This window comes from Streptomyces sp. LaPpAH-108 (assembly GCF_000373625.1).
In the GTDB taxonomy this organism is placed as follows: Bacteria; Actinomycetota; Actinomycetes; order Streptomycetales; family Streptomycetaceae; genus Streptomyces.
This window is the reverse complement of the sequence record NZ_KB891996.1, coordinates 450,417-473,146: the sequence shown is the minus strand read 5'-3', so window position 1 is coordinate 473,146 and position 22,730 is coordinate 450,417. Positions and strand designations below refer to the sequence as shown.

Sequence of the window (22,730 nt, the reverse complement as noted above, 5' to 3'; positions counted from 1 at the left end):
GGGCTGTCCCCGGCCCCGGCGGGCGGGCACAGGCTTCGGCGGGCGGCTTCGCCTGTCGGCGGGTGGGCTCACTCCTCGGCGGCAGGCTCGCCCTCGGCGCGCGGCCTTCATCCCTCGGCGGCGGACGGATCCCCCCGGCGGGTGGGATCGCCCCTCGGCGTGCGGGCTCACCCCATCGGTGCGCGGTCTCCCGCCTCGGCCGGAGGTCTTACGCCTCGGCTGTGATTTCCGTGCCCTCGTGTGTGGGGGCGGTGGTGTCCGGGGCGGCTGTCTTGGGGTGTTCTCGTTTGGTCTTGGCTTCTTCGGGGGTGCGGTCGCCCTTTTCTGGGGTGACGAAGCGGTAGCCGACGTTGCGTACGGTGCCGATCAGGGACTCGTGTTCGACGCCGAGCTTGGCCCGCAGGCGGCGTACGTGTACGTCCACGGTGCGGGTGCCGCCGAAGTAGTCGTAGCCCCAGACCTCCTGGAGCAGCTGGGCGCGGGTGAAGACGCGGCCCGGGTGCTGTGCGAGGTACTTGAGGAGTTCGAACTCCTTGAAGGTCAGGTCCAGGACCCGGCCCTTGAGCTTGGCGGAGTAGGTGGCCTCGTCCACGGAGAGGTCGCCGTTGCGGATCTCCATGGGGGAGTCGTCGTGGACGAGCTGCTGGCGGCCCATGGCGAGCCGGATGCGGGCCTCGACCTCGGCGGGCCCCGCCGTGTCGAGCAGCACGTCGTCGATGCCCCAGTCGGCGGTGACGGCCGCGAGGCCGCCCTCGGTGACGACCAGGACGAGCGGACAGCCGGGCCCGGTGGAGCGCAGCAGCTGACAGAGGCTGCGCACCTGGGGCAGATCGCGGCGCCCGTCGACGAGGATGACGTCGGCGCCCGGCGTGTCGACCAGGGCCGGTCCCTCCGCCGGGGCCACGCGCACGTTGTGCAGCAGCAGGCCGAGGGCGGGAAGCACCTCCGTCGACGGCTGGAGGGCGTTGGTCAGGAGCAGCAGAGAACTCATACGTCTGGTTCCTCCTCGGTCCCTGCGAGGACGTGTGCGGTGCGGCACTGCTCTGCGATCCCGGGGCCCCGTACACCCGGCGGTCTCCCGCTTCGTATACAACGCTACCGAAAGCACAAAAGGACCCGGGGGCTGCGCTGCCCGAGTCCTCTGCCCAGCAGAATAGCCCACATGAGCAACCGTCCGGCAGGTCATGCGGCACGTTCCACCGTTCGTCCGAATTCCGAGACGGGCGGACGCGCCCCTATCCGGACGTTTCTGCGCACGGACGACGGAATTCCGATCGATTCCGTATACGAACTGGGTGCGGCTGTATACGAAATGCCTTCGGACGGCGGATCGGCGACGGAATCCGCCGGGCGCGACGCCACGGACACCGTCTTCGTCGTCGCCCACGGCTTCACCGGCGACGCGGAGCGCCCCCACGTGCGCCGGATCGCGCGGGCGCTCGCCGCGTACGGCGCGGTCGTCACCTTCTCCTTCCGGGGACACGGCGCCTCCGGGGGCCGCTCCACCGTCGGCGACAAGGAGGTCCTGGACCTCGCGGCGGCCGTGGCGTGGGCGCGCGGCTTCGGGCACGCGCGCGTGGTGAGCGTCGGCTTCTCCATGGGCGGCTCCGTGGTCCTGCGGCACGCCGCCCTGCACCCCGGCACGGTGGACGCGGTGGTCTCGGTCAGCGCGCCCGCCCGCTGGTACTACCGGGGCACCGCCCCCATGCGCCGCCTGCACTGGCTGGTCACCCGGCCCACCGGCCGCCTGGTCGGCCGCTACGGCTTCCACACCCGTATCCACCACCGCGACTGGAGCCCCGTCCCGCTCTCCCCGGTCGAGGCCGCCGGCCGGATCGCCCCCGTCCCGCTGCTGGTCGTGCACGGCGACAGCGACGCCTACTTCCCGCTCGACCACCCCCGGATGCTCGCCGAGGCGGCCGGTGACCACGGCGAACTCTGGCTGGAGCCGGGCATGGGCCACGCCGAACACGCGGCGGACGACGCCCTGCTGGCCCGGATCGGGGAGTGGGTCCGCGCCCGGACGCACTAGCCTGAGCATCACCGTCTTGATTTTTTCTTTCCTGACCGTCGATCGAGGAACGAGATGCCCAAGGTCACGGTGCGCTACTGGGCGGCGGCCAAGGCCGCGGCAGGCGTCGCCGACGAGCCGTACGACGCGGCCACCCTCGCCGAGGCGCTGACCGCCGTGCGCGCGCGCCACCCCGGCGAGCTGGCGACCGTACTGCGCCGGTGCGCCTTCCTCGTCGACGGCGCTCCCGTCGGGACACGCGCGCATGAGACGGTACGGCTGGCCGAGGGCGGCACGGTCGAAGTGCTCCCGCCGTTCGCAGGAGGATGAGGCGTTGAGCAGCGATCAGTACGAGCCCTACACCGGGTACGACCCCGAGCGGACCCAGCAGTGGGAGGGGCACACCTGGGACACCCAGAACCACGCGCAGCTCCCGGGGACGGGGACGGGCGGGGCGGCCGGGGCGGGGTATCCGCAGCAGCCGCACCAGCAGCCCCACCCGCAGCAGCCGTACCAGGCGTACGAGCCCGCGCCGCAGCAGGCGTATCCCCAGCAGCCGTACCCGCAGGCGCCCCAGCAGCCGTACCAGCCGATGGCGACCGGGGTGCGCCCCCAGCCGGTGCCCGAGCCGCAGCAGGCCGCACCGGCCCCGCAGGCCCCTCAGGCCGCCGCCCCCGAGGCCGCCGCAGGCCCCGGTTACGGCCCCGCGACCCTCGCCGGGAACGCCCGCATCACCGACGCCCAGCGGGCCCGCCTGGAGGGCCGCTCCCCGATCATCGAGCCCGGGATGCAGCCCGCGCTGCTCACCGCCGTGCTCGGGGCGCTGCTCGCGGTCGCGGCGCCGCTCGGGTCGTACGCCCTGGTCGTGCCGCTCGTGGTGCTCCAGGCGGTGACGGCGGCGGGCTGGTTCCGGCTCAACGGCATGTGGCCCGCCCGGCAGGGCATCGCGCTGGCCTTCCTCGGCGGCCTCGTCGCGGACGTGGCGGTGCTGGCGGCCGGGCGTGACCACGCCCCCGCCGCGATCCTCGGCCCGCTCGCCGTCTGGGTCGTGCTCTCGCTGGTCCTCCAGCTGCGCTCGCACGCCTCGCCGGACGAGCGGATGTACGGCCTGATGGCGACCGTGGCCTCCTCGGCCCTCGCCATCCTCGCCACCGGCTATCTGGGCGCCACCGCCGACGCGGTCTCGGTCGGCGCGGCGGCCGTCGCGGTCGCCGCCGTGGTGCGCGCGCTGCCGCTGCCCACCCCGCTCTCCGTGGTGCTCTCCCTGCTCGCCGCCGCGGGCGCGGGATTCGCCGTCGGCGGCATGAACGGCCTCGGCACCGACGGCGCCCTCCTCGGCGCCGCTGCCGCCGTCTGCGGCCTGATCGGCCACCGCGCGGCCAGCTACGACTACCCCTCCCGCTTCGTCCACTTCACGGCGGGCGTCTCCCTGCCGCTCGCGGCGGCCGGACCGGTGGTCTGGGTGCTCGGGCGCGCGCTGGGCTGACCGGCGTCCTGGGCGGCCGGTGCCGCCCAGGACCCTCCCTGACCCGGTGAGGGTCAGCCGTCCGCATCCGGCGGGAGGCCGTCGTCCAGGACGATGCGGATCGTGCCGCCCCTGACGACGGACCGCCCGAGGTCGGCCGCGACGCGGTGATACGCGGTCGTGGCCAGCGCCCACTCGGCGCCCACCGGCTCGGTGGTGCGGACGTTCCACAGCTCGATCAGCAGGGCGATGAGCGAGCGTCCCGACAGGACGGTGCGCACCTGGCCGCCGTGGATGGCCTCGACGGCGGGCGGGACACGGAAGTGCCCGTGCCGGACCGCGAGGGTGATCAGCCACTCCCAGGTGTCCCGGTGCGCGATCAGCTCGGCCGAGGCCACTCCGGCGGCCTTCAGCAGCAGGACCCCGTGGGCGACCTGCGGGTCCTCGGGCGGTGCGGCGGAGGCGTCCCGCGCGGGGCTCTCCTCGCCCCGGTAGGCCGCCTCGATGGCGCTCTTGAGGTCGGCTCCGGGGCGCGGACCGGGCTCCGTGTTCTCCATGTGCTCTTCCTGGTGCTCTTCCTGCGGGTCGGCGCCGGGCTCGTCGGCAGGGGGTTGGTCGGCACGGGGCGCGTCGGTACCGGGTTCGCCGGTGCCGGGCTCGTCCGGCTCCGCCCCCGCCTCCGGGCCGTTCTCCTCGGGCGGCGCGGTGGCCCGCAGGGTCTCCAGGCGGGTGAGCACGTCCCGTATCTCGCTCAGGGCGTCGCCGAGTTCACCGGCCCCGCGGTCCTGGCCCCGGCGCAGCTCGCCGGTCTCCTCGCGTATCCCGGTGACGCCGTCCCGGACGCACTGCTGTATCTCCACCCGGCTCCGCGCGATCTCACCGCGCAGCGCCGACAACCCGATGCGCGGGTCCTCGATGCTTTCGAGCTTTTTACGCGTCTCCTCCAGTTCGCTCAGTGCCTCGCCGAATGCCCGTCTCCACCGCACGTCGCTCCTTGATCACCGCATACCGACAACTGCTGCAATCTCCCCATGCGACCGCCGGACGACGCGACGTTTTCCAGCCCTTCGGCGGCCGAGAACGGACGGTGGCGCCTTTGCCGTACACCGGGTGTGACCAGGTCAGGGCGGTGGGTGGCGTTCCTCGGCGGCGGACCCGGAAGGCGATCAGGCTCCTCTCGCCGTATGTCCTACGGCGATTTCCAGACCGGGTTTCCGAAAAAGGAGGGCGGGAACTACGCGAAAAGCCGCACTCTCGCGCGGCCCTGTCACAGGTGATCCACAATGCGCCTGGGGCGGGGCCGCGCGAGCTACGGTGTCGGCGCCGGAAGCCGTTCGCCGACCCCTGGGGAAATGATGCGTGCCCTGCGAATAATCGTCGTTCTCGTCGTGATTCTGGGCGGGCTGTTCGTGATCGCGGACCGAGTGGCGGTGCACTTCGCCGAGGGTGAGGTCGCGGACCGGGTGAAGGCGCGCGAGAACCTGGCGTCCACCCCGGACGTGGACATCAACGGCTTCCCCTTCCTGACCCAGCTGGCCGGGGGCTCGCTGGACGACGTGGAGCTGGGCATCGCCTCCTACCCGGTGTCCACCGGCGGCCAGGGCGGCACGATCCGTATCGACGACCTCAAGGCGCACCTGAAGGACGTCACGTTCTCCGGCGACTACTCCTCGGCCACCGCCGCGACCGGCACCGGCTCCGCGACCATCGCCTACGACCAGCTCATGAAGGCCGCCAAGACCGAGCCGACCGAGGTGGCGCCCGGGGTCACCGCCCAGATCACCGGCCTCGGTGACGGCGGTGACGGCAAGGTCAAGGTGAAGGTGAAGGTCGGCGTCCCGGCGCTCGGCGTCCACCCGACCCTCTCGGTGCTCAGCTCGGTCGACGTCAAGAGCGGCAAGGTCTCGCTGCACGCGGACTCGCTCCCGGCCATAGCGGGCGCCAACCTGGCCGACGGCACGCTGCGGCAGATCACCGACTTCCAGCAGGCCCTGGACCAGCTGCCCGGCGGGATCGAGCTGGACCAGGTGCGGGCCACCCCGGACGGCCTCCGGATCACCGTGAAGGGCACCGACCTCAAGCTGGCCGGATAAAGGGCCGGATAGGGAAACGGGGGCCTGGGTAGGAAGCCCCCGGCGGGACCGGTGCGCTGTCCGACAGGCGAGACGCCGCCGTCCGTACCGTAGATATGACGAACGTCGTCGCGCGTCCGCGTACCCAGAACCGGGCCACAGCGGACGCCAGGCGTTTCACAGGGCCTCCACGCTTCCGGCATGCGGACGATCGTGTCTCATCATCCGACACGGCGGTGACATGCCCGCCCGGACCTCCTTACGATCGACTGCATGAAGCGACAGGCGGATCTCACCAAGCGGCGGGCAGTTGACCTGTGCCGCGTTGCCGCCATGCTCTGTCGCCCCTTCTGAGCGGAAGTCCGCGCGCTTCCGCATCTCTCGGCCGCCCTGCTGGTAGGGCACCCGTGCGCCGTCGCACCCCCGTGCGCGCGCACCCTTCCCACCGCACGCCCACCGTGACTGCCCCGGAGGAGAAAGAGCATGAGCCGCAGCGACGTACTGGTCGACGCCGACTGGGTGCAGGAGCACCTGGACGACCCCGCCATCGCCATCGTCGAGGTGGACGAGGACACGTCCGCGTACGACAAGAACCACATCAAGAACGCGATCCGCATCGACTGGACCAAGGACCTCCAGGACCCGGTCCGCCGCGACTTCATCGACCAGGAGGGCTTCGAGAGGCTGCTGTCGGACAAGGGCATCGCCAACGACACCACGGTGATCCTCTACGGCGGCAACAACAACTGGTTCGCCTCGTACGCGTACTGGTACTTCAAGCTCTACGGCCACGAGAACGTCAAGCTGCTCGACGGTGGCCGCAAGAAGTGGGAGCTGGACGCCCGCGAGCTGGTCGCCGGTGACGAGGTGCCCGAGCGCGCCAAGACGGAGTACACGGCCAAGCCGCAGAACCTCGCGCTGCGCGCCTTCCGCGACGACGTGGTGGCGGCCATCGGCGCGCAGAACCTGGTCGACGTGCGCTCGCCCGACGAGTTCTCCGGCAAGCTGCTCGCCCCGGCCCACCTGCCGCAGGAGCAGTCGCAGCGCCCGGGCCACGTGCCCAGCGCCCGCAACATCCCGTGGTCCAAGAACGCCAACGACGACGGCACCTTCAAGTCCGACGAGGAACTGAAGGAGCTGTACGCGGCCGAGGACGTGGACCTCGCCAAGGACACCATCGCCTACTGCCGCATCGGTGAGCGCTCGGCCCTGACCTGGTTCGTGCTGCACGAGCTCCTTGGCGTGGAGAACGTCAAGAACTACGACGGCTCCTGGACCGAGTACGGCTCGCTGGTCGGCGTCCCGATCGAGCTGGGCGCGGCCAAGTAAGCCCCTTCGGGGAACTCAGAGTTGATCCCGACCGGCCTTCCGGTCAGACCCCTTACGGAGAAAGACATGTGCGGAGCGAAGGCCGGCGGCCCGGACGCCTCGACGATCAAGCCCGGTGAGACCACGATCCAGGGGCAGGTGACGCGGGACGGCGAGCCGGTGACGGGCTATGTCCGCCTGCTGGACTCGACGGGCGAGTTCACCGCGGAGGTCCCCACCTCCGCCACGGGGCAGTTCCGCTTCTACGCGGCCGAGGGCACCTGGACCGTCCGCGCCCTGGTCCCCGGCGGCACCGCCGACCGCACGGTCGTCGCGCGGCCGGGCGGCCTCGCGGAGGTCGCGATCGCGGTCTGAGCGGGACCTGAGGGCTACCTGACGGCTCCTCGACGGCTCTGCGGGCCGCGCCCCACGGGTGGGACACCCGGGGCGCGGCCCTTCGGGCGTTCCGGCCCTACCCTGGACTCATGTACGCACGGCGGCGGCGCTGGTACTTCGTCCTCATGGGCGTGTGTGTCGTCATCTTCGTCCTGGCCTGGGCGGTCGTCCGCATCTGGTCCGTCCCGGCGGCCGTCGGCATGTGCCTGTTCGCCATGGTGATCCCCCCGGTCGCCGCGATGGTCGCCAACCGCCGGGGCCCCGAGGACCGCTGGTGGGACTCCCCCTCCGGCGACCCCCAGTCCGACGAGTGGTGGGACGAACTGGACGGTAAGAAGAAGGGGCCGCGGCCCTAGGGCCGATGAGGTGGTTCCTCGTGACGAAGGAGTCCCCATGTCCGTCGACATCCCGCGGCCCCCGTTCGACCCGGAGCTGGAGGCCGTCCTCGCGGTCCTCGCGGACGAGATACCGCCGACGCTGACCTCGGAGATGATCCCCGAGCTGCGCCGGGCGATGCCGAAGGACGTCACCGACGAGACGCTGGACGCCTCCGGGCTGACCCGGCGCGACGTCACGGTCCCGGGGTACCTGGGCGACGAGATCACCGTCTCGGTGATCGCCCGCCGGGACCATCAGGGGCGCGGGCCGGGGATCTACCACACGCACGGCGGCGGCATGGTCGCCGGTGACCGGTTCTCCGGCCTGAGCCAGGCCCTCCCGTGGGTCGTCGAGCACGATGCCGTGCTGGTCACCGTCGAGTACCGGCTCGCCCCCGAGCACCCCGACCCCTACCCGGTCGAGGACTGCTACGCCGGGCTGCTCTGGACGGCCGCGCACGCCCGGGACCTCGGGATGGACCCCGACCGGCTGATCATCGCCGGGCAGAGCGCCGGGGGCGGTCTCGCCGCGGGCGTGGCGCTGCTGGCCCGCGACCGGCGGGGACCGGCCCTGACCGGGCAGGTGCTGAGCTATCCGATGCTCGACGACCGGGACCGTACGGTCTCCTCGGCCCAGTTCGACGGGGCCGGTGTGTGGGACCGCGGCAGCAACGTCATGGGCTGGACCGCGCTCCTCGGAGAGCGCCGGGGAACCGACGACGTGTCCGTCTACGCGGCGCCCGCCCGCGCGAGCGACCTCACGGGGCTGCCGCCCGCCTTCATCGACTGCGGCTCGGCCGAGGTCTTCCGGGACGAGGACGTCGCCTACGCGACCGCCCTGTGGCACGCGGGCGTACAGGCCGAACTCCACGTCTGGCCCGGCGGATTCCACGGCTTCGACCTGACCGCACCCCACACCGCCCTCGCGCACGCCATGACGGACACCCGGAACGCCTGGGTGACCCGCACCCTCGGATCGTGAGGCGAACCCCGCCGGACCGGCTCTCGCCACAGCGCCGCCGCGCTGCTGCGACGCCTCACCGGCGGGCCGGTCACGGTGAGTCGTGAGCCGCGTCGATGACGCAGAAGCGGTTGCCCTCCGGGTCGGCGAGGACGACGAAGTCGGCGTCCTCGGGGTAGAGGTCCCAGTCGACGCGCTCGGCGCCGAGGGCGAGCAGGCGGGTGATCTCCGAGCGCTGTTCGGCGGCGTCGGCGGCGTAGAGGTCGAGGTGGACCCTCGGGTGGTCCTGCACGGGGGTGGTGCTCAGGTCGAGCGCGATGCCCGGTCCGGGGGCGCCGTCCGCCGGGACCAGGACCGTCCAGTCGTCGGACACCTCACCGTCGCGCGGGACGTATCCCAGGGCCCGCGCCCAGAACTCCGCGGCCCGCCGTACGTCGGCGGCCCCCATCACGATCGTCCCCAGTCTCAGCATCCGCCGATTCTGGCAGGAACGTGATCAGTAGACGAGGGCCTGCGTGTCCTCCGCCATGATCTCCTGCACGAAGACCTGCGCGCCCGCGATGCGCACGCCCTCCAGCACGTCCTGCTCCGTGATGTCCCGGCGGGCGGCGCACTGGGTGCACAGCGTGACGCGCCCGCCCGCGAGGATCCCGTCCAGCAGGTCCGGCAGCGGCGCGGCGTGCGGCAGTTCGAACTCGGCGGCCCGCCCCGGCAGCGCGAACCACGCCGACTCCCCGGTGAGCCACACCGACACCTCGACCCCGCTGGCCACGGCCACGGCCGCCACGGTGAAGGCCTGGGAGCAGCGTTCGGGAGCATCGACCCCCGCGGTCACCTTGATCACGAGCTTCTTCGCCATGTATCGCATCGTAATCCGGTTGCCCACAACTCCATGGACATGTCATGAGTCTCCTGTGCGGCGCGGGGGACGGAACCCGTGCTTCCTGTTCTGGGAGGGGACACGTTGGACGTATCCGAAAGACCGGTCGGTGAGGGTGAGGGTGAGGGGGCCGCGGAGACCGTGGAGCCCCGGCCTCGGCGGCGTACCGCACGGCTGCTGACCTCGGCTGTCGTGCTCGGGGTGATCGCCGGGACCTGTGCGGGCTATCTGGTGCAGGCCGCCCGGGAGCCCGGAAAGCTGCCGTCGCTGTCGCAGCCGAGGCTCGCGCAGGCGCGGGGGAAGGCGCCCGAGCCGCTGTCCGCCGCGCGGGACCGGCAGGTCAAGGTGAACGGCGATCTGCGCCGCCTGCTGCTGCGCAAACCGGCGGGCGCCCGCGACAGCACGGAGGACGAGGGCACCGACGGCTGGCTGAGCCTGCCCGCCTACGCGCAGGACTTCACCAGGCCGAAGGTGGCCTTCGGCCTGCTGGTCCAGGGCCAGTTCCGCCGCGCCGCCACCACCGGCTGGCTCCAGGGACAGCGCTCGTCGGTGATCCGCCTGGTCCAGTACCGCCAGGAGGAGGACAAGAGCGCCGCCGCCTCGGCCGAAGAGGGCCACTACTGGGCCGAGCGGCAGGCCCGCACCCGCAGCTGGCCCGTCCCCGGCACGGGCGACGGCGTCTCCTACGTCCACGACCGCCCCACGGCCAAGTACGGCGTCTCGCTCTACGAGGCCGAGGCGCACGCCTGGCGCGGCGACATCGCCATGGAGATCTGGATCTACGACACGAAGCCGATCCCCGCGAGCGCGATCCGGGACCTGGCCGAGCGGCAGATGGAGCGGCTGTGAACGAGGAGCAGAACGAGACGCAGCACGAGGCGCGGAACGAGGCACGGAACGACGCGCAGAGCGCGGAGCCGGTGGCCGTCCCGGAGGGCGCGGGGCGGACCCCGTCCCGTCGCCGCCTCGGCCGCGTCCTCGGCGGCACCGCCCTCGCCCTGGTCACCGTCGCGGGCGTGGCCGTCACCGCCGTCGTCGTCGCCGGAGCGGACCGCGAGGCCGGGAAGCCCGTGTGGCGGCTGCCCGAGGCCGTCGAGGAACAGGCTCTGGCGCAGCCGGACGGGCTGCAGGGGATGCTGCTGCCGTACGGGAGGACGTACGGCAGGGGGCCGGACATGGACGAGTTCGGCTCGGACGTGGCGCTGTCCGGGCGGCAGGCCGAGGAGCTGCGGAAGCGGTCGTACCAGGACCTGCCCCGCTCGGAGCGGCGGCTGATCGAGGAGCGGTACGCGAAGGACCCGCTCAAGGGCATGGCGATGCGCACCTATGTGAGCGGCGCGGACCCGGACGGCGGCGACGCCGTCTTCACCGTGCAGGTCGTGCTCACCCAGCGGGCGCACCCGTCCCGCTCGGCCACCGCCCCGGCCGACGCCCTGAAGATCTTCCGGAAGGGCCCGGCGATCAAGGGCCACGAGCGCGAGGCCGCGTGCTTCCTGCCCCCGGCCGGGCTGCGCGGCGCCATCGACTCGATGCTGTGCACCGGCCACGTCGGTGACGTCGACGTCAGCGCCTGGGCCCGTGGCGCGGCCCCGCTGGACCGCAAGGCGGCGGCGGAGATGATCCGCGCCCAGTTCGACCGCATCAAGGACCCGGGTGAGGCCGTATGACCGACCAGCAGACCCTGCCGACCCCCGAGGAGCAGGCCGAGCGGCAGCCGCTTCTCCCCGTCGGGGCGGCCACCCGTCGCCCCCGGCTGCGCGCGGCCCTGCGCTGGGCCGCCGCCGTCGCCGTGTTCGCGGTGGCCGGAACCGGCACGGCGTACGGGATCACCCTGATGGACCGCACCGACGTACCCGGCCTCGCCACCCGCTCCGACGGCCGCTGGGACTACCCGGAGCTGGTGCGGCCCCCGCTGCCCGCGGGCAGCCCCGGCCCGCTCGCCGCCGCGAACAAGGCGGGCGCGCACTACGCCGACCTGCGCGCCCTGGTGCTGCCCGCGCCGCACGGCGCCACCCTCGACCCGGCGCTCAAGGGCGACGACGGCTGGGTGACGATGAAGGACTTCCTGGCGCCGTACGCCGCGTCCGGCCGCCCGGACGTCCGCCAGATGCTCGTCGACAACGGCCTGCGGCACATCGCGGCCCGCGGCTGGACCACCCCCGACGGCACCCGCACCCGGATCTACCTGCTCCAGTTCGACACGGCCGCCGTGGCCGAGGACGTGCTGGGCAAGCAGTTCACCGGGTACGCGGAGCCCCGGTACCCGGTCGCCGCCGCCGGTACCTACCAGCTGGAGGAGCCCTACCCGGCGGCCCGGGTGAAGGGCGTCTCGGTCGTCGACTTCAACGAGGCCAGGCCGTACGGCAAGGAGCAGCTGCGGATGGCGTACCTCGGCGCCGGGGACACCGTCGCGATGATCACGCAGACCCGTGCGGGGGGCGTCGGGACCGTGCCGTTCTGGCAGACCCTGACGCTCCAGAGCGAGCTGCTGGGCTGAGAGGCCACCTCGCCAGGAGAGCCGGGGCCCGGCCGCGTAAGCTGGCCCCGGCTCTGTCGTACGCCCACTTCCGCTTCAAGGAGCACATTCCGTGGAGATCTTCTTCGAACTGCTGCTGGTCCTGGTCTGCGTCGGCGTTCTCGCCTTCGCCGGGCTGACCGTGAAGAAGCTGTACCAGGGCCAGCGCTGACCCACCGCAAGGAATCGACCAGGAACGGCCCTCATGATCGAGATCCCGTCTGACCTGCACAAGGACCTCGTCCCCCTCGCCTTTCTGCTGGGCAACTGGGTGGGCGCCGGTGTCCACGACTTCCCCGGTTCGGAGAAGTGCAACTTCGGCCAGGAGGTGAGCTTCACCCACGACGGCCGGGACTTCCTGGAGTACCAGTCCCGCACCTGGGTCCTCGACAAGGAGGGCAACAAGGTCCGCCCGCTGGAGTCCGAGGCCGGTTTCTGGCGCATCGACGCCGAGCGCAAGGTCACCGTCACGATGACCCGTGACGACGGCGTGGTCGAGATCTGGTACGGCGAGATGGCCGACAAGAAGCCCCAGATCGAGCTGGCCACCGACGCCGTGGCCCGCACCCCCGAGGCCCCGCCGTACTCCGGCGGCAAGCGGCTGTACGGCTACGTCAAGAGCGACCTCATGTGGGTCGGCGAGAAGCAGACCCCCGAGGTCGAGCTGCGCCCCTACATGTCCGCCCAGCTCAAGAAGGCCGTCACCCCGGAAGAGGTCGAGCGCTGGGCGAAGGCCCTGCCGGACGACATGCCGGACGACGGGATCGCGTTCTTCAAGTAGGCCCGACCGCTGTCACGCGGGCCCGCACGGCCGCAGGGCGCCCCTGTTTATACCGGGGCGCCCCGGCCCGCAGGCTCTAGACTTCCCGTTGTGGTGAGCACCGACTGGAAGAGCGACCTCAGGCAGCGCGGCTACCGGCTGACGCCGCAACGGCAACTCGTGCTCGAAGCCGTGGACACCCTGGAGCACGCGACCCCGGACGACATCCTCGTCGAGGTCCGCAAGACCGCCTCCGGGGTCAACATCTCCACCGTGTACCGCACCCTGGAGCTGCTGGAGGAGCTGGGCCTGGTCAGCCATGCCCATCTCGGGCACGGGGCGCCCACGTACCACCTCGCCGACCGTCATCACCATCTCCATCTGGTGTGCCGGGACTGCGAGAACGTGATCGAGGCGGACGTGGACGTGGCCGCCGACTTCACGGCCAAGCTGCGGCAGCAGTTCGGGTTCGACACCGACATGAAGCACTTCGCGATCTTCGGCCGCTGCCGGGACTGTGCCCTGAAGAGTTCCACCACCCCGTCGTAGGCTGGCCCGTATGAAGAGCCCCCTGCTGTCCCTGCCCGGCGCCGTTCCCGCCGAGGGCGTGGACGAAGGCGTCGCCGCCCACTACGGCGACCTGTTCCGCGAGCAGCGTGCCCTCGCCGACGGCACCGGTTTCGTCGACCTCTCCCACCGGGGCGTCGTCACCGTCACCGGCGAGGACCGGCTGAGCTGGCTGCATCTGCTGCTCACCCAGCACGTCAGCGACCTCCCCGCCGGTGAGGCCACCGAGGCGCTGATCCTCTCCGCCAACGGGCACATCGAGCACGCGCTGTACCTGGTGGACGACGGGACGACCGTCTGGGCGCACGTCGAGCCGGGCACCGAGGAGGCGCTGATCGCCTACCTGGAGTCGATGAAGTTCTTCTACCGCGTCGAGGTCGCCGACCGCACCGCCGACTACGCGGTGGTCCACCTCCCCGCCGGTTCCATCACCGAGGTCCCGGGGGACGCGGTGGTCCGCGAGACCCCCTACGGCCGTGACCTCTTCCTCCCGCGTGCCGCGCTGGAGGACTTCGCCGCCCGCTCAGGACCCGCCGCCGGTCTCCTCGCCCACGAGGCGCTCCGCGTCGAACAGCACCGCCCCCGCCTCGGCTTCGAGACCGACCACCGCACCATCCCGCACGAACTGGGCTGGATCGGCACCGCGGTCCACCTCCAGAAGGGGTGCTACCGGGGCCAGGAAACCGTCGCCCGGGTCCAGAACCTCGGCAAGCCCCCGCGCCGCCTCGTCTTCCTCCACCTCGACGGCAGCGACGTCCACCTGCCGCCGCCCGGTACGGAGATCCGCCTGGCCGCCGACGGCCCCGAGGGCCGCAAACTCGGCACGGTGACCACCTCCGTCCGCCACCACGAACTGGGCCCCGTGGCCCTGGCCCTGGTCAAGCGCAACACCCCGGTCGACGCCCCCCTCCTGGCCGGAGACACAGCAGCCTCCCAGGAACCAATCGTCGAACCGTAAGCCAGCGCAACTGGACGACGAGCACGGTGCGGCCACCCGCCCGCGCTAGCTGCGAGCAGCCGCGCCGCCACCCACCCTCCCGCGCTAGCTGCGAGCAGCCGCGCCCCGTATCCCCCCACCCCACCCAGCTGCGGCCCAGCCGCGCCCCCGTGTTCCGCCCCACCCCACCCAGCTGCGGGCAGTCGTGCCGCTTGGGGCGGCACGGGTGGGCGCAGCGGCACCCCGCAAGCGCGGCGAGCGAACCCCCTTGCTCAGCCGCAGCCGAGGTGCACCTAGATTTCGAGCAGCACCGTGAACGGCCCGTCGTTGGTCAGAGACACCCGCATCTGGGCACCGAACCGCCCCGTAGCCACCGTCGCCCCCAACCCCCGCAACTGAGCAACCACCTCATCCACCAACGGCTCCGCCACAGAACCCGGCGCCGCCGCATTCCACGTAGGCCGCCGCCCCTTCCGCGCATCCCCGTACAACGTGAACTGACTGATCACCAGCAACGGCGCGCCCACATCACTGCACGACTTCTCGTCCGACAGCATCCGAAGAGACCACAGCTTCCGGGCCAGCTGAGCCGCCTTCTCCTTGGTGTCCTCATGGGTGACCCCCACGAGGACACACAACCCCTCCCCGTCGAGAGCCCCCACCGTCTCGCCGTCCACGACGACACTCGCCCCGTCCACCCGCTGCACCACAGCTCGCATGACACCCATCATGCCCGGTGGAAAAATGCGCCGCCCGGGTGCCCAGCACCCGTCATTACCGCCCATCCAGGGCCGTTCGGGGGCAGTCGGTCACATAGCGGCCACGCGGGGTGGCACGATGCTTCCCACACGCCGGTCGAGGGGACGGTCACCACCACATGAGCACACCGAGCACCAGCGGCAGGCTGGAGACGCGCCGCCCGCCCGCGCAGCGCGCGGACAGCCCGCCCGGCCCGTCGCTGCCCGTGGAGCCGCCGGAGCACGACCTGGCCCGGCTCAGCCTGCCGGAGCTGCGCGCCCTGTGGCGCGACGCCCAGCGCGACGAGGCGGACCTCAGCTATGTACGGCGCCTGCTGCAGGGCCGTATCGACATCCTGCGCGCGGAGTCGGCCCGGCGCGGCGGCTCGTCCGTGCCCGCGCCGCCGGACGCCTCCGTGGTCGCGCGGCTGCCGGAGATCCTGACCGACGCCCCGGCCCGGCACCGCTCCTCCGCCCGCCACGTCACGCTCGGCACCCCGCACAACGAGGAGTACGGGAAGCTGGCCGCCGAGATGCTGGGCGAGGTCGAACTGTCCGACCTCACCGCCCGCACGGACGCCGAACTCACCGCGGCGATGGCCCGGTTGACGGGGTACGAGCAGGAGATCTCGCGCCGCCGCCAGCACCTCCAGCGCACCGCCGACGGCTGCAGCGCCGAGATCGCCCGCCGCTACCGGGTGGGCGAGGCGCAGGTGGACGACCTGCTGACCTGAGCCGGACCGGCCGGACCCCGGCGGCGGAAATGCGGGCGACATGCCCCCGCTCCCGCGCCTACCGTGACCCCATGATCGAGATCCGGCCTGTCGAAGAGGACGAGTTCGAGGAATGGCTGCGCGCCCTGTACACCGGCTTCCTGATGGAGCCGGTCCCCACTCCTGACCAACGGGAGGCGAACAGAAGGCAGTTCACGGGCAGCCGCACGCTCGGCGCCTTCGAAGGCGGCCGTTGCGTGGGCACCTTCCGTTCGTTCTTCCAGGAGGTCACGGCGGTCGGCGGGGCACCGGTCCGGTCGAACGCCGTCACCAACGTCAGTGTCAGCCCCACCCACCGCCGCCGCGGCCTGCTCACCGAGATGATGCGCCGCGACCTCGCGGCGGCCGAGGAACGCGGTGACGCCGTCGCGACGCTGATCGCCGCCGAGTACCCGATCTACGGCCGCTACGGCTTCGGCCCCGCGACCTGCGCCACCGCCTGGAGCGTGGACGTCACCCGCTCCGGGCTCCGCGCGCGCCCGCCCGTCCTGCCCGAGGGCGCCCGGATCGACCTGGTGGACGGCGCCGAGGTGCGCAAGCTGGGCCCCGCCTTCTACGAGCGGCTGCGCCCCGCCCTGTCCGGCTCGCTGAACCGGAGCGAGCTGTGGTGGGAGGCCCGCACCGGCGCCGCCCGCTTCACCCGCGACTGGACCGAGCCGTACCACGCGGTGCTGCGCTCGGCCTCCGGCGAGGTCGAGGGCCTGGCGACGTACCGCTGCGAGGCCGACGGGCGCGACGGCGAGCTGTCCCGGTACGCCGTGGTCGTGGACGGGCTGCTCGGTGCCACCCCGGCGGCCGAGGCGGACCTGTGGCGGTTCCTGTGCTCGATCGACTGGGTGACCCGGGTGAGGTCCGGCCGCCGCTCCCCGGACGACGTGCTGCCCCACCTGCTGCCCGACCCGCGCGCGGCGTCGATCGAGCAGCACTCCGACTGGCTGTGGGTGCGGTTCCTGGACGTCGCAGCGGCCCTGGAGGCGCGGACGTACGAGCGGACCGGCACGCTGGTCCTGGACGTGCTGGACGAGGGCGGTCCGGCCGGGGGCCGTTACCGGCTCGACGTGTCCCCCGAGGGGGCGTCCTGCACTTTGGCGCCGGGCGCGAGCGCCGATCTCACGCTGCCTGCCTCGGAGTTGGCGACCGTGTGGCTCGGCGACGGCTCGCTGGCGCGGCTCGCCGGGCTCGGCCGGGTCCGGGAAGAGCGAACGGGCGCCGCCCGGGAGGCCGACGCCCTGTTCCGTACGTCCGGGCGGCCGTGGTGCCCGGACGTCTTCTGAACGGTCCCTTCTCGCAATGACGTTGACTGGAGATCCGTAGCGAACGAACGGTGCGCGTGGGCGCGGCCGGGACCTGATCCCGACCCGCCACGCGCTCTTCGGTTGTGGCTGTGCGCTGTCGTGTTCTGTTGTGGCTGTGCCGATTCAGTTGTGGCTGTGCGCTCCGGTGGCCGTCCCCTGTCCGGACTCCCGGCTCCCCTCCGGAAGGGAGCCCGGCGGCCAACCACTCGAAACATGGGCCATGTTGGCCGAGTTGGCTACCAACTCCCTCTTCTTATAGCCGTCTGGACGCGGCCCATAACCACCTTTCGGTGAACTGCCGCAAGATGGCGGGAAGTTGTACCGTTTTATCGTGGACCCGGAACACGCCTCGACCACTGGCCGGAAGAGGTCACGGCGGTCACACCCCGATGTGGCCACCGGCCCTGCCACCCCCGCGCCCCCGCAGCCCGCCATGGCGGCCCTCGTGCCGCGCGTCGCGGCGGCCTTCGCCGCACCGCACGTCGAGATCGACGCGCTCTGTCTCACCTCCGTCTCCCTCACCCTGGCCGTCGGCGAGCCCCTGCGGCAGATCCACGCGGGGCGGCTCGAACCGGCCAAGATCGACGTACGGGTGCTGCTGCCCTCCCGCGACATCGACCTCGCCTTCCCGGCCCCGGCCGACGACCGCGCCGCCGGTCACGACGCCCCGGTGCTGCGCCGCCGCTGGCTGGCGCTGCGCAACGCCCAGGCCCAGGTGCTGCGCGAGAACCTGCTGGCCCTGCGCACCACACACGGTGTGGACGTCCATGTCCGGTTCCGCGCCCTGCCGTTCACCCCGCCCGTCCAGCTCTATCTGCTGGGCCGCTCCGAGGCGCTGTTCGCGTACTACACGCTCACCCGGCTGGAGCGCGAGGTCGGTGACGAGCATCTGGTGGTGTACGACGCGGAGGGCACCCGGGCGATGCTGTTCGCCTTCGAGCGGGGGGCCGGGCCGCGCGACACCGCGTTCGTGGACCAGTCCAGGAAGTGGTTCGAGGCGCTGTGGGGGACGATCAGCTCGGAGCTGGTGCTGACGTCGTAGGCCCGGGTCGATGCGCGAACGGCCCGAGTTGGCAGCCAACTCCTCTGGCCATGGCTCCCACTTGGTTCCTTCTCGGAACAACTCCCGGAAGATGACGGTAAGTTGTACCGTTTGGTCGTGACCCAGGAGAACGTGGCCGTGAACGGCGGGCGGCGTACCGCGCAGGAGATCGCCGACACCCTCCGGGAACGCATTCGCAGCGGCGACCTCAGAGTGGGCCAACGCCTGCCCACTCAGGCCGAGTTGGCCGAGGAGTTCGGCGTGGAGCGCGGTGCCGTACGGCAGGCGCTGCGGGTGCTGCACGGGGCCGGGCTGCTCAGCGGGGTCAGCAAGGGCAGCCCGCCGAGGATCGCGGAGCCCGCCCCCGCCCTGGACGAGCCGCAGCCCACGATGGTGGGCCTCGCCCCCCGCCTGGCCGAGGCGTTCACCGCGCCCCACGTCCGCGTCGACGCGGTGTGCCTGACCGCCCAGAGCCTGACCCCGGCCCTCGGCGAGCCGCTGCGCCTGATCCACGAGGGCAAGGTCCGCCCCGAGCGGATCGACGCCCGCGTGCTGCTGCCCTCCCGGGACATCGACCTCGCCTTCCCGGTCTCGGCCGCCCCGCGCGACCAGACCGCTCCGCGCGACCGGACCGCCCCGCGCGACCGGACCGCCCCGCGCGAACAGGACGACGCCCCCGCCCCCCACCGCGACGACGACCCCGTGCACCGGCGCTGGCTGGCCATGCGCAACGCCCAGGGCCAGGTCCTCCAGTACAACCTGGAGGCCCTGCGCTCCACCCACGGCATCGAGGTGAACGTCAGCTTCCGCGCCCTGCCCTTCACCCCGCCCGCCAAGCTCTACCTGCTCAACGGCACCGAGGCGCTGTACGCGTACTACATGGTCACGCGCCGCGAGGAGCCCACCGACAGCGGCACCCTGGAGATGTACGACACCCTCGGCTCCGAATCCCTGCTGTTCTCCTTCGACCAGCGGGCCGGGCGCAGGGACGCCGCCTTCGTGGAACAGTCGCAGAACTGGTTCGACGCCCTCTGGGAAACCATCGCATCGGACCTGACACTCTCCTGGTGACTTCTGAGACGACGACGCAGACTGAACCGGTGGCGACCGAATCGGCTGAGAAACCGACCGCGTACGAGATCGAGAAGCTACGGGAACTGATCGGCACCCGGATCGTGCTCTGGGACTTCGACGGGCCGATCTGCCGGCTGTTCGCCGGGCACACGGCGGAGAGCGTGGCCGTCGGGCTGGTGGACTGGCTCGCGGAGCGCGGGCTGACCGGCCTGCTCACCCCCGCCGAGCGCGGCACCCTGGACCCGCAGGTGGTGCTGCGCGCGGTGGACCGCGCCCATCCCGGCAGCGAGCTGGTGGCGGAGCTGGAGCGCCTGCTCACCGAGGAGGAGCTGCGGGCCGCCGCCTCCGCGATGCCCACCGCCTACGCCGACCCGCTGATCCGCACCTGGACGGCCGTGGGCTCCCGCCTCGCCATCACCACCAACAACTCCCCGCTCGTGGTCCACGCCTATCTGGCAGGCCGGGGCCTGACCGGCTGTTTCGGCCCGCACGTCTACGGCCGCACCCCCGATCTGCACCGCCTCAAGCCCGACCCGGACTGCCTCAACCGCGCCCTGGACGCCCTGGGCGCGCAGCCCTCCGCCGCCCTGATGATCGGCGACTCCCCGGCCGACGTCGTCGCCGCCCGCCACGCGGGCGTCCGCTTCGTCGGCTACGCCCGCGACGAGCGCCGCGCCAAACTCCTGGGCGACTCGGGCGCGGGCCTGGTCCTGCCCTCCCTGGAACCCCTCCTGGTGGCGCTGCGCAGCTAGGGCCTGTCGGCCGCGCCGCTGGTACGTGTGTACGTCCGCTCGCCGCTCAGGGCGACCGGGTACGGAGCGGCGCGGCCGTAACGGCCGCCACCCGGCCGGAAAACCGGTACCTTGCTGCCACTTCGCGCCCGCCGGGCAGGGCGCGCACGGCGAGAGATGCGGGCGCAATGTCCCACGGAACGACTTCCCCCGCTCGGCAGCGCGCTGCCGAGATGAGCGGCGACGCGAGCGTGATCGAAGGTCCGCTCCACGGCTACCACCACGAGACCTATGTGTTCCCGCTGCCGGGCGAGGCGGGCCAGGACCGGCCGGGGCGGTGGAAGTGCCGCGAGCCGAGGGAGGGGCTGCTCTGGTTCGACCGGCGCTGCTTCGCCTCGGAGGAGCGGCTGCTGGCGGCCCTCGGCGGCGAGATCCCGGGCGTCCCGGAGATCGTCGCGGTCGGTGACCTGCGGCTGATGCGGTTCGTGGAGGGCCGTACGCTCGGCTCGCTCCACCCCTCCGGCACCCAGGTCCCGGAGCTGCTCGGCCACCAGATCGCCGGGCTGTTCGGGCGGCTGGCCCGGGTCGACCCCTGGGGGCTCACGGTCGAGCGGCGCTGCCAGGAGGAGGACCGCCCGGCCGACGGCGACACCGACGGCTTCCTGGAACGGCTCGTGCACTTCACCGAGCACCAGGTGTACCGGGCCAATCTCGACGGGTTCGGGGAGCTGTTCGGGGAGCTGGGCCTGGAGGAGGAGGCGTTCACGTACCTGCGCAAGCAGGTCTCGGGCCTGGCCCGCCGCCCCTTCCGGCTGCTCCACGCGGATCTGCACCGGGAGAACCTGATCGTCGACCCGCACGGCGTCCTCTGGGTCATCGACTGGGAGCTGGCGATGGTCGGCGACCCCCTCTACGACCTCGCGACCCACCTCCACCTCATGCGCTACCCGGCCCCGCAGGCGCGGGACATGGCCGAGCGGTGGAGCGCGGTGGTCGAGGCGGAGCGGCCCGGGGCCACGCGCGGCTGGCGGCACGATCTGGAGCGGCTGCTCGCCTACAAGCGCGCGCAGTCCGTCTTCACCGACGTGATCCGTACGGCCCTCTCCCTGCCGCCCGCCCCGGCCCCTGTGACCGGGGCGGCCCGCAAGCTCGTCGCCGTCCTGACCGAGGCCGCGGGCCCGCTGGGCCTCACCCCGCCGGACGCCCGTACGGTCGCGGAGGCGTTGCGGCGGTGGCGGGGGTAGGAGGAGCGGGACATGCTGCTCTTCCTCGACGTCGACGGCACCCTCCTCCCCTACGGGGCGCCGGACGACGCCTATCCGGTGTACGAGCGGGGCGCGTCCGGGCCGTCCGACGGGCACCCGCTGCTCCGGCGGGTCGACCCCGGTCTGGGCGCCCGCCTGGCCGCGCTGGGCTGCGAACTGGTGTGGGCCTCCACCTGGATGGACGAGGCCAACGCGATCATCGCCCCCTGGCTCGGGCTGCCCCCGCTGCCGGTCGTCGAGTGGCCGGACGAGGACGAGCCGCCGGGGCCGCTCCACTGGAAGACCCGGCCACTGGTGGCCTGGGCGGCGGGGCGGCCGTTCGTCTGGATCGACGACGAGCTGACGGAGGCCGACCGCGCGTGGGTCGCCGGGCATCACCGGGGGCCTGCGCTGCTGCACCGGGTGAACCATGTGGACGGGCTGACGGAGGCGGACTTCGGGGCGGTGCGGGGGTGGCTGGGGGAGCAGGGGGTGTTCCCGTAGGGGAGCGGGGGTCAGGCCGCCGTACGGTCCTCCGGGTGGCGGCGGCGCAGCCGGGGCTGCCGCAGGGCGGGCGGGGCGTAGTCCATGTCCAGGCGGCCCACGTCCGTGCCGGGCGGGACGATCGCGTCGATGCGGTCCAGGGTCTCGTCCGTGAGGGTGGTCTTGGTGCCCGCGAGCAGGTCGTCGAGCTGGTCCATGGTGCGCGGGCCGATGATCGCGGAGGTGACGCCGGGGTGGGTGATCACGAAGGCGAGGGCGAGGTGGGTCAGCGAGAGCCCGGCCTCCTCGGCCACCGGGATCAGCCGCTCGACCGTGTCCAGGCGCCGCTCGTCGGTGAGGTGCCGGAAGCCGAAGCGGGCGCGGTGCGTGTCGGCCCGCTGCCCCTTGCGGTAGCGGCCGGTGAGCAGGCCGCCCGCCAGCGGGCTGTAGACCAGCGCGCCCATGCCGTACCGCTCGCAGACGGGCAGCACCTCGCGCTCGACACCCCGGTTGAGCAGGGAGTACGTCGGCTGCTCGGTGCGGAACCGCTGAAGCCCGCGCCGCTCGGCCACCCACTGCGCCTCGACGAGGTCGGAGGCGGGGTAGCCGGAGGTGCCGATCGCGCGGACCTTGCCCGCGCGCACCAGGTCGGTCAGGACGGACAGGGTCTCCTCGATGTCGGTGTCCGGGTCGGGCCGGTGGATCTGGAAGAGGTCCACATGGTCCGTGCCGAGCCGCCGCAGCGAGTCGTCCAGCGCCCGGGTCAGCCAACGCCGGGACGCGCCCTGCCGGTTGGGGTCGGCGGGGGTGTCGCCCGTCTCCAGGCCCATGGGATTGCGCGCCTTGGTCGCCAGGACGACGGAGTCCCGGCGGCCCTTGAGCGCCTTGCCGACGATCTCCTCGGACTCGCCGCGTGCGTACATGTCGGCGGTGTCCACGAAGTTGATCCCCGCGTCCAGCGCCTTGTGGATCATCCGTACGGACGCGTCGTGGTCGGGGTTGCCGAGGGCGCCGAACATCATCGCGCCGAGGCAGTAGGGGCTCACCTTGATACCGGTGCGGCCCAGGGTGCGGTACTGCATGGTTCTCCTCCTCGCGCTAG

The 22,730-nt window shown here is 72.4% G+C and carries 28 protein-coding genes; 22 read left to right on the top strand and 6 right to left on the bottom strand.

The window, feature by feature from the left end:
- Positions 1 to 208 precede the first annotated feature (208 nt).
- The gene (locus B079_RS0124415) at positions 209 to 991 is read right to left on the bottom strand and encodes a response regulator transcription factor (protein ID WP_018548473.1); all 783 of its coding nucleotides are present in this window, start codon (positions 989 to 991) and stop codon (positions 209 to 211) included.
- Positions 992 to 1,162: 171 nt separating this feature from the next.
- Here B079_RS0124415 and B079_RS0124410 point away from each other — a divergent pair, with 171 nt between their 5' ends.
- From B079_RS0124410 to B079_RS0124400, 3 genes are read left to right on the top strand one after another with little or no spacing between them, the layout of a single operon-like run.
- A complete protein-coding gene (locus B079_RS0124410) occupies positions 1,163 to 2,032 on the top strand; it encodes an alpha/beta hydrolase (protein WP_026249041.1) in 870 nt (289 codons plus the stop codon).
- Positions 2,033 to 2,086: 54 nt separating this feature from the next.
- Positions 2,087 to 2,341 carry a MoaD/ThiS family protein gene (locus B079_RS0124405; RefSeq protein WP_018548471.1) on the top strand — a complete coding sequence of 85 codons (255 nt, stop codon included), beginning with the start codon at positions 2,087 to 2,089 and terminating at the stop codon, positions 2,339 to 2,341.
- Between the two features lie 4 nt (positions 2,342 to 2,345).
- Positions 2,346 to 3,497 carry a hypothetical protein gene (locus tag B079_RS0124400; RefSeq protein ID WP_018548470.1) on the top strand — a complete coding sequence of 384 codons (1,152 nt, stop codon included), beginning with the start codon at positions 2,346 to 2,348 and terminating at the stop codon, positions 3,495 to 3,497.
- 53 nt (positions 3,498 to 3,550) lie between these two features.
- Here B079_RS0124400 and B079_RS0124395 read toward each other — a convergent pair whose 3' ends face one another.
- Positions 3,551 to 4,462, bottom strand: a complete 912-nt coding sequence (locus tag B079_RS0124395; RefSeq protein WP_018548469.1) for a hypothetical protein — start codon at positions 4,460 to 4,462, stop codon at positions 3,551 to 3,553.
- A 369-nt stretch (positions 4,463 to 4,831) separates the two neighbouring features.
- On the opposite strand from B079_RS0124395, the gene B079_RS0124390 reads away from it, so the two are divergent.
- From B079_RS0124390 to B079_RS0124370, 6 genes are all read left to right on the top strand, one after another.
- Positions 4,832 to 5,569, top strand: a complete 738-nt coding sequence (locus tag B079_RS0124390) for a DUF2993 domain-containing protein (RefSeq protein ID WP_026249040.1) — start codon at positions 4,832 to 4,834, stop codon at positions 5,567 to 5,569.
- A gap of 252 nt (positions 5,570 to 5,821) precedes the next feature.
- Positions 5,822 to 5,902 (top strand): Ms5788A family Cys-rich leader peptide, encoded by an 81-nt coding sequence (locus tag B079_RS36630; protein WP_350751515.1) that lies wholly within the window; start codon positions 5,822 to 5,824, stop codon positions 5,900 to 5,902.
- Positions 5,903 to 6,031: 129 nt separating this feature from the next.
- Complete coding sequence (locus B079_RS0124385; protein ID WP_018548467.1) at positions 6,032 to 6,877, top strand: sulfurtransferase; 846 nt, start codon at positions 6,032 to 6,034, stop codon at positions 6,875 to 6,877.
- Between the two features lie 66 nt (positions 6,878 to 6,943).
- A complete protein-coding gene (locus B079_RS0124380; RefSeq protein WP_018548466.1) occupies positions 6,944 to 7,231 on the top strand; it encodes a DUF1416 domain-containing protein in 288 nt (95 codons plus the stop codon).
- A 110-nt stretch (positions 7,232 to 7,341) separates the two neighbouring features.
- Positions 7,342 to 7,608, top strand: coding sequence for a DUF3099 domain-containing protein (locus B079_RS0124375; protein ID WP_018548465.1), 267 nt, complete (start codon positions 7,342 to 7,344; stop codon positions 7,606 to 7,608).
- A gap of 37 nt (positions 7,609 to 7,645) precedes the next feature.
- Positions 7,646 to 8,611: an alpha/beta hydrolase gene (locus tag B079_RS0124370; protein ID WP_018548464.1), complete on the top strand. Its 966-nt coding sequence runs from the start codon at positions 7,646 to 7,648 to the stop codon at positions 8,609 to 8,611.
- A gap of 70 nt (positions 8,612 to 8,681) precedes the next feature.
- On the opposite strand, the gene B079_RS0124365 is transcribed toward B079_RS0124370, so the two are convergent.
- Both B079_RS0124365 and B079_RS0124360 read right to left on the bottom strand, forming a co-directional pair.
- Positions 8,682 to 9,062, bottom strand: a complete 381-nt coding sequence (locus tag B079_RS0124365) for a VOC family protein (RefSeq protein ID WP_018548463.1) — start codon at positions 9,060 to 9,062, stop codon at positions 8,682 to 8,684.
- Between the two features lie 24 nt (positions 9,063 to 9,086).
- Positions 9,087 to 9,449 carry a DsrE family protein gene (locus tag B079_RS0124360; RefSeq protein WP_018548462.1) on the bottom strand — a complete coding sequence of 121 codons (363 nt, stop codon included), beginning with the start codon at positions 9,447 to 9,449 and terminating at the stop codon, positions 9,087 to 9,089.
- 162 nt (positions 9,450 to 9,611) lie between these two features.
- On the opposite strand from B079_RS0124360, the gene B079_RS0124355 reads away from it, so the two are divergent.
- From B079_RS0124355 to B079_RS0124325, 6 genes are all read left to right on the top strand, one after another.
- The gene (locus tag B079_RS0124355; RefSeq protein WP_106432378.1) at positions 9,612 to 10,319 is read left to right on the top strand and encodes a hypothetical protein; all 708 of its coding nucleotides are present in this window, start codon (positions 9,612 to 9,614) and stop codon (positions 10,317 to 10,319) included.
- Positions 10,316 to 11,137: a hypothetical protein gene (locus tag B079_RS0124350; RefSeq protein ID WP_018548460.1), complete on the top strand. Its 822-nt coding sequence runs from the start codon at positions 10,316 to 10,318 to the stop codon at positions 11,135 to 11,137. Before B079_RS0124355 ends, B079_RS0124350 begins: the two co-directional genes overlap by 4 nt.
- Complete coding sequence (locus B079_RS0124345; protein ID WP_018548459.1) at positions 11,134 to 11,967, top strand: hypothetical protein; 834 nt, start codon at positions 11,134 to 11,136, stop codon at positions 11,965 to 11,967. Before B079_RS0124350 ends, B079_RS0124345 begins: the two co-directional genes overlap by 4 nt.
- Positions 11,968 to 12,190: 223 nt before the next feature.
- Positions 12,191 to 12,766 (top strand): FABP family protein, encoded by a 576-nt coding sequence (locus B079_RS0124335; RefSeq protein WP_018548457.1) that lies wholly within the window; start codon positions 12,191 to 12,193, stop codon positions 12,764 to 12,766.
- 90 nt (positions 12,767 to 12,856) lie between these two features.
- Complete coding sequence (locus B079_RS0124330; RefSeq protein ID WP_018548456.1) at positions 12,857 to 13,294, top strand: Fur family transcriptional regulator; 438 nt, start codon at positions 12,857 to 12,859, stop codon at positions 13,292 to 13,294.
- A gap of 10 nt (positions 13,295 to 13,304) precedes the next feature.
- Positions 13,305 to 14,270, top strand: coding sequence for a YgfZ/GcvT domain-containing protein (locus B079_RS0124325; protein ID WP_018548455.1), 966 nt, complete (start codon positions 13,305 to 13,307; stop codon positions 14,268 to 14,270).
- A gap of 272 nt (positions 14,271 to 14,542) precedes the next feature.
- On the opposite strand, the gene dtd is transcribed toward B079_RS0124325, so the two are convergent.
- Entirely contained in the window at positions 14,543 to 14,968 is a 426-nt protein-coding gene (gene dtd / locus B079_RS0124320) for a D-aminoacyl-tRNA deacylase (RefSeq protein ID WP_026249037.1), read from the bottom strand.
- 158 nt (positions 14,969 to 15,126) lie between these two features.
- Between dtd and B079_RS0124315 the strand changes: the two genes are divergently transcribed.
- From B079_RS0124315 to B079_RS0124285, 7 genes are all read left to right on the top strand, one after another.
- Entirely contained in the window at positions 15,127 to 15,720 is a 594-nt protein-coding gene (locus B079_RS0124315; RefSeq protein WP_018548453.1) for a hypothetical protein, read from the top strand.
- A gap of 71 nt (positions 15,721 to 15,791) precedes the next feature.
- On the top strand, positions 15,792 to 17,033 hold the full coding sequence (locus B079_RS0124310; protein WP_018548452.1) for a GNAT family N-acetyltransferase: 1,242 nt from the start codon (positions 15,792 to 15,794) through the stop codon (positions 17,031 to 17,033).
- Positions 17,034 to 17,370: 337 nt separating this feature from the next.
- Positions 17,371 to 18,096: a hypothetical protein gene (locus tag B079_RS0124305; protein ID WP_026249036.1), complete on the top strand. Its 726-nt coding sequence runs from the start codon at positions 17,371 to 17,373 to the stop codon at positions 18,094 to 18,096.
- A gap of 111 nt (positions 18,097 to 18,207) precedes the next feature.
- Positions 18,208 to 19,167: a FadR/GntR family transcriptional regulator gene (locus tag B079_RS0124300; protein WP_026249035.1), complete on the top strand. Its 960-nt coding sequence runs from the start codon at positions 18,208 to 18,210 to the stop codon at positions 19,165 to 19,167.
- A gap of 29 nt (positions 19,168 to 19,196) precedes the next feature.
- The gene (locus tag B079_RS0124295) at positions 19,197 to 19,922 is read left to right on the top strand and encodes an HAD-IA family hydrolase (protein ID WP_018548449.1); all 726 of its coding nucleotides are present in this window, start codon (positions 19,197 to 19,199) and stop codon (positions 19,920 to 19,922) included.
- A 212-nt stretch (positions 19,923 to 20,134) separates the two neighbouring features.
- Positions 20,135 to 21,145, top strand: coding sequence for a phosphotransferase family protein (locus B079_RS0124290; RefSeq protein WP_018548448.1), 1,011 nt, complete (start codon positions 20,135 to 20,137; stop codon positions 21,143 to 21,145).
- 12 nt (positions 21,146 to 21,157) lie between these two features.
- A complete protein-coding gene (locus B079_RS0124285) occupies positions 21,158 to 21,649 on the top strand; it encodes an HAD domain-containing protein (RefSeq protein WP_018548447.1) in 492 nt (163 codons plus the stop codon).
- An 11-nt stretch (positions 21,650 to 21,660) separates the two neighbouring features.
- On the opposite strand, the gene B079_RS0124280 is transcribed toward B079_RS0124285, so the two are convergent.
- Complete coding sequence (locus B079_RS0124280; RefSeq protein ID WP_018548446.1) at positions 21,661 to 22,710, bottom strand: aldo/keto reductase; 1,050 nt, start codon at positions 22,708 to 22,710, stop codon at positions 21,661 to 21,663.
- Between the last annotated feature and the right edge of the window lie 20 nt (positions 22,711 to 22,730).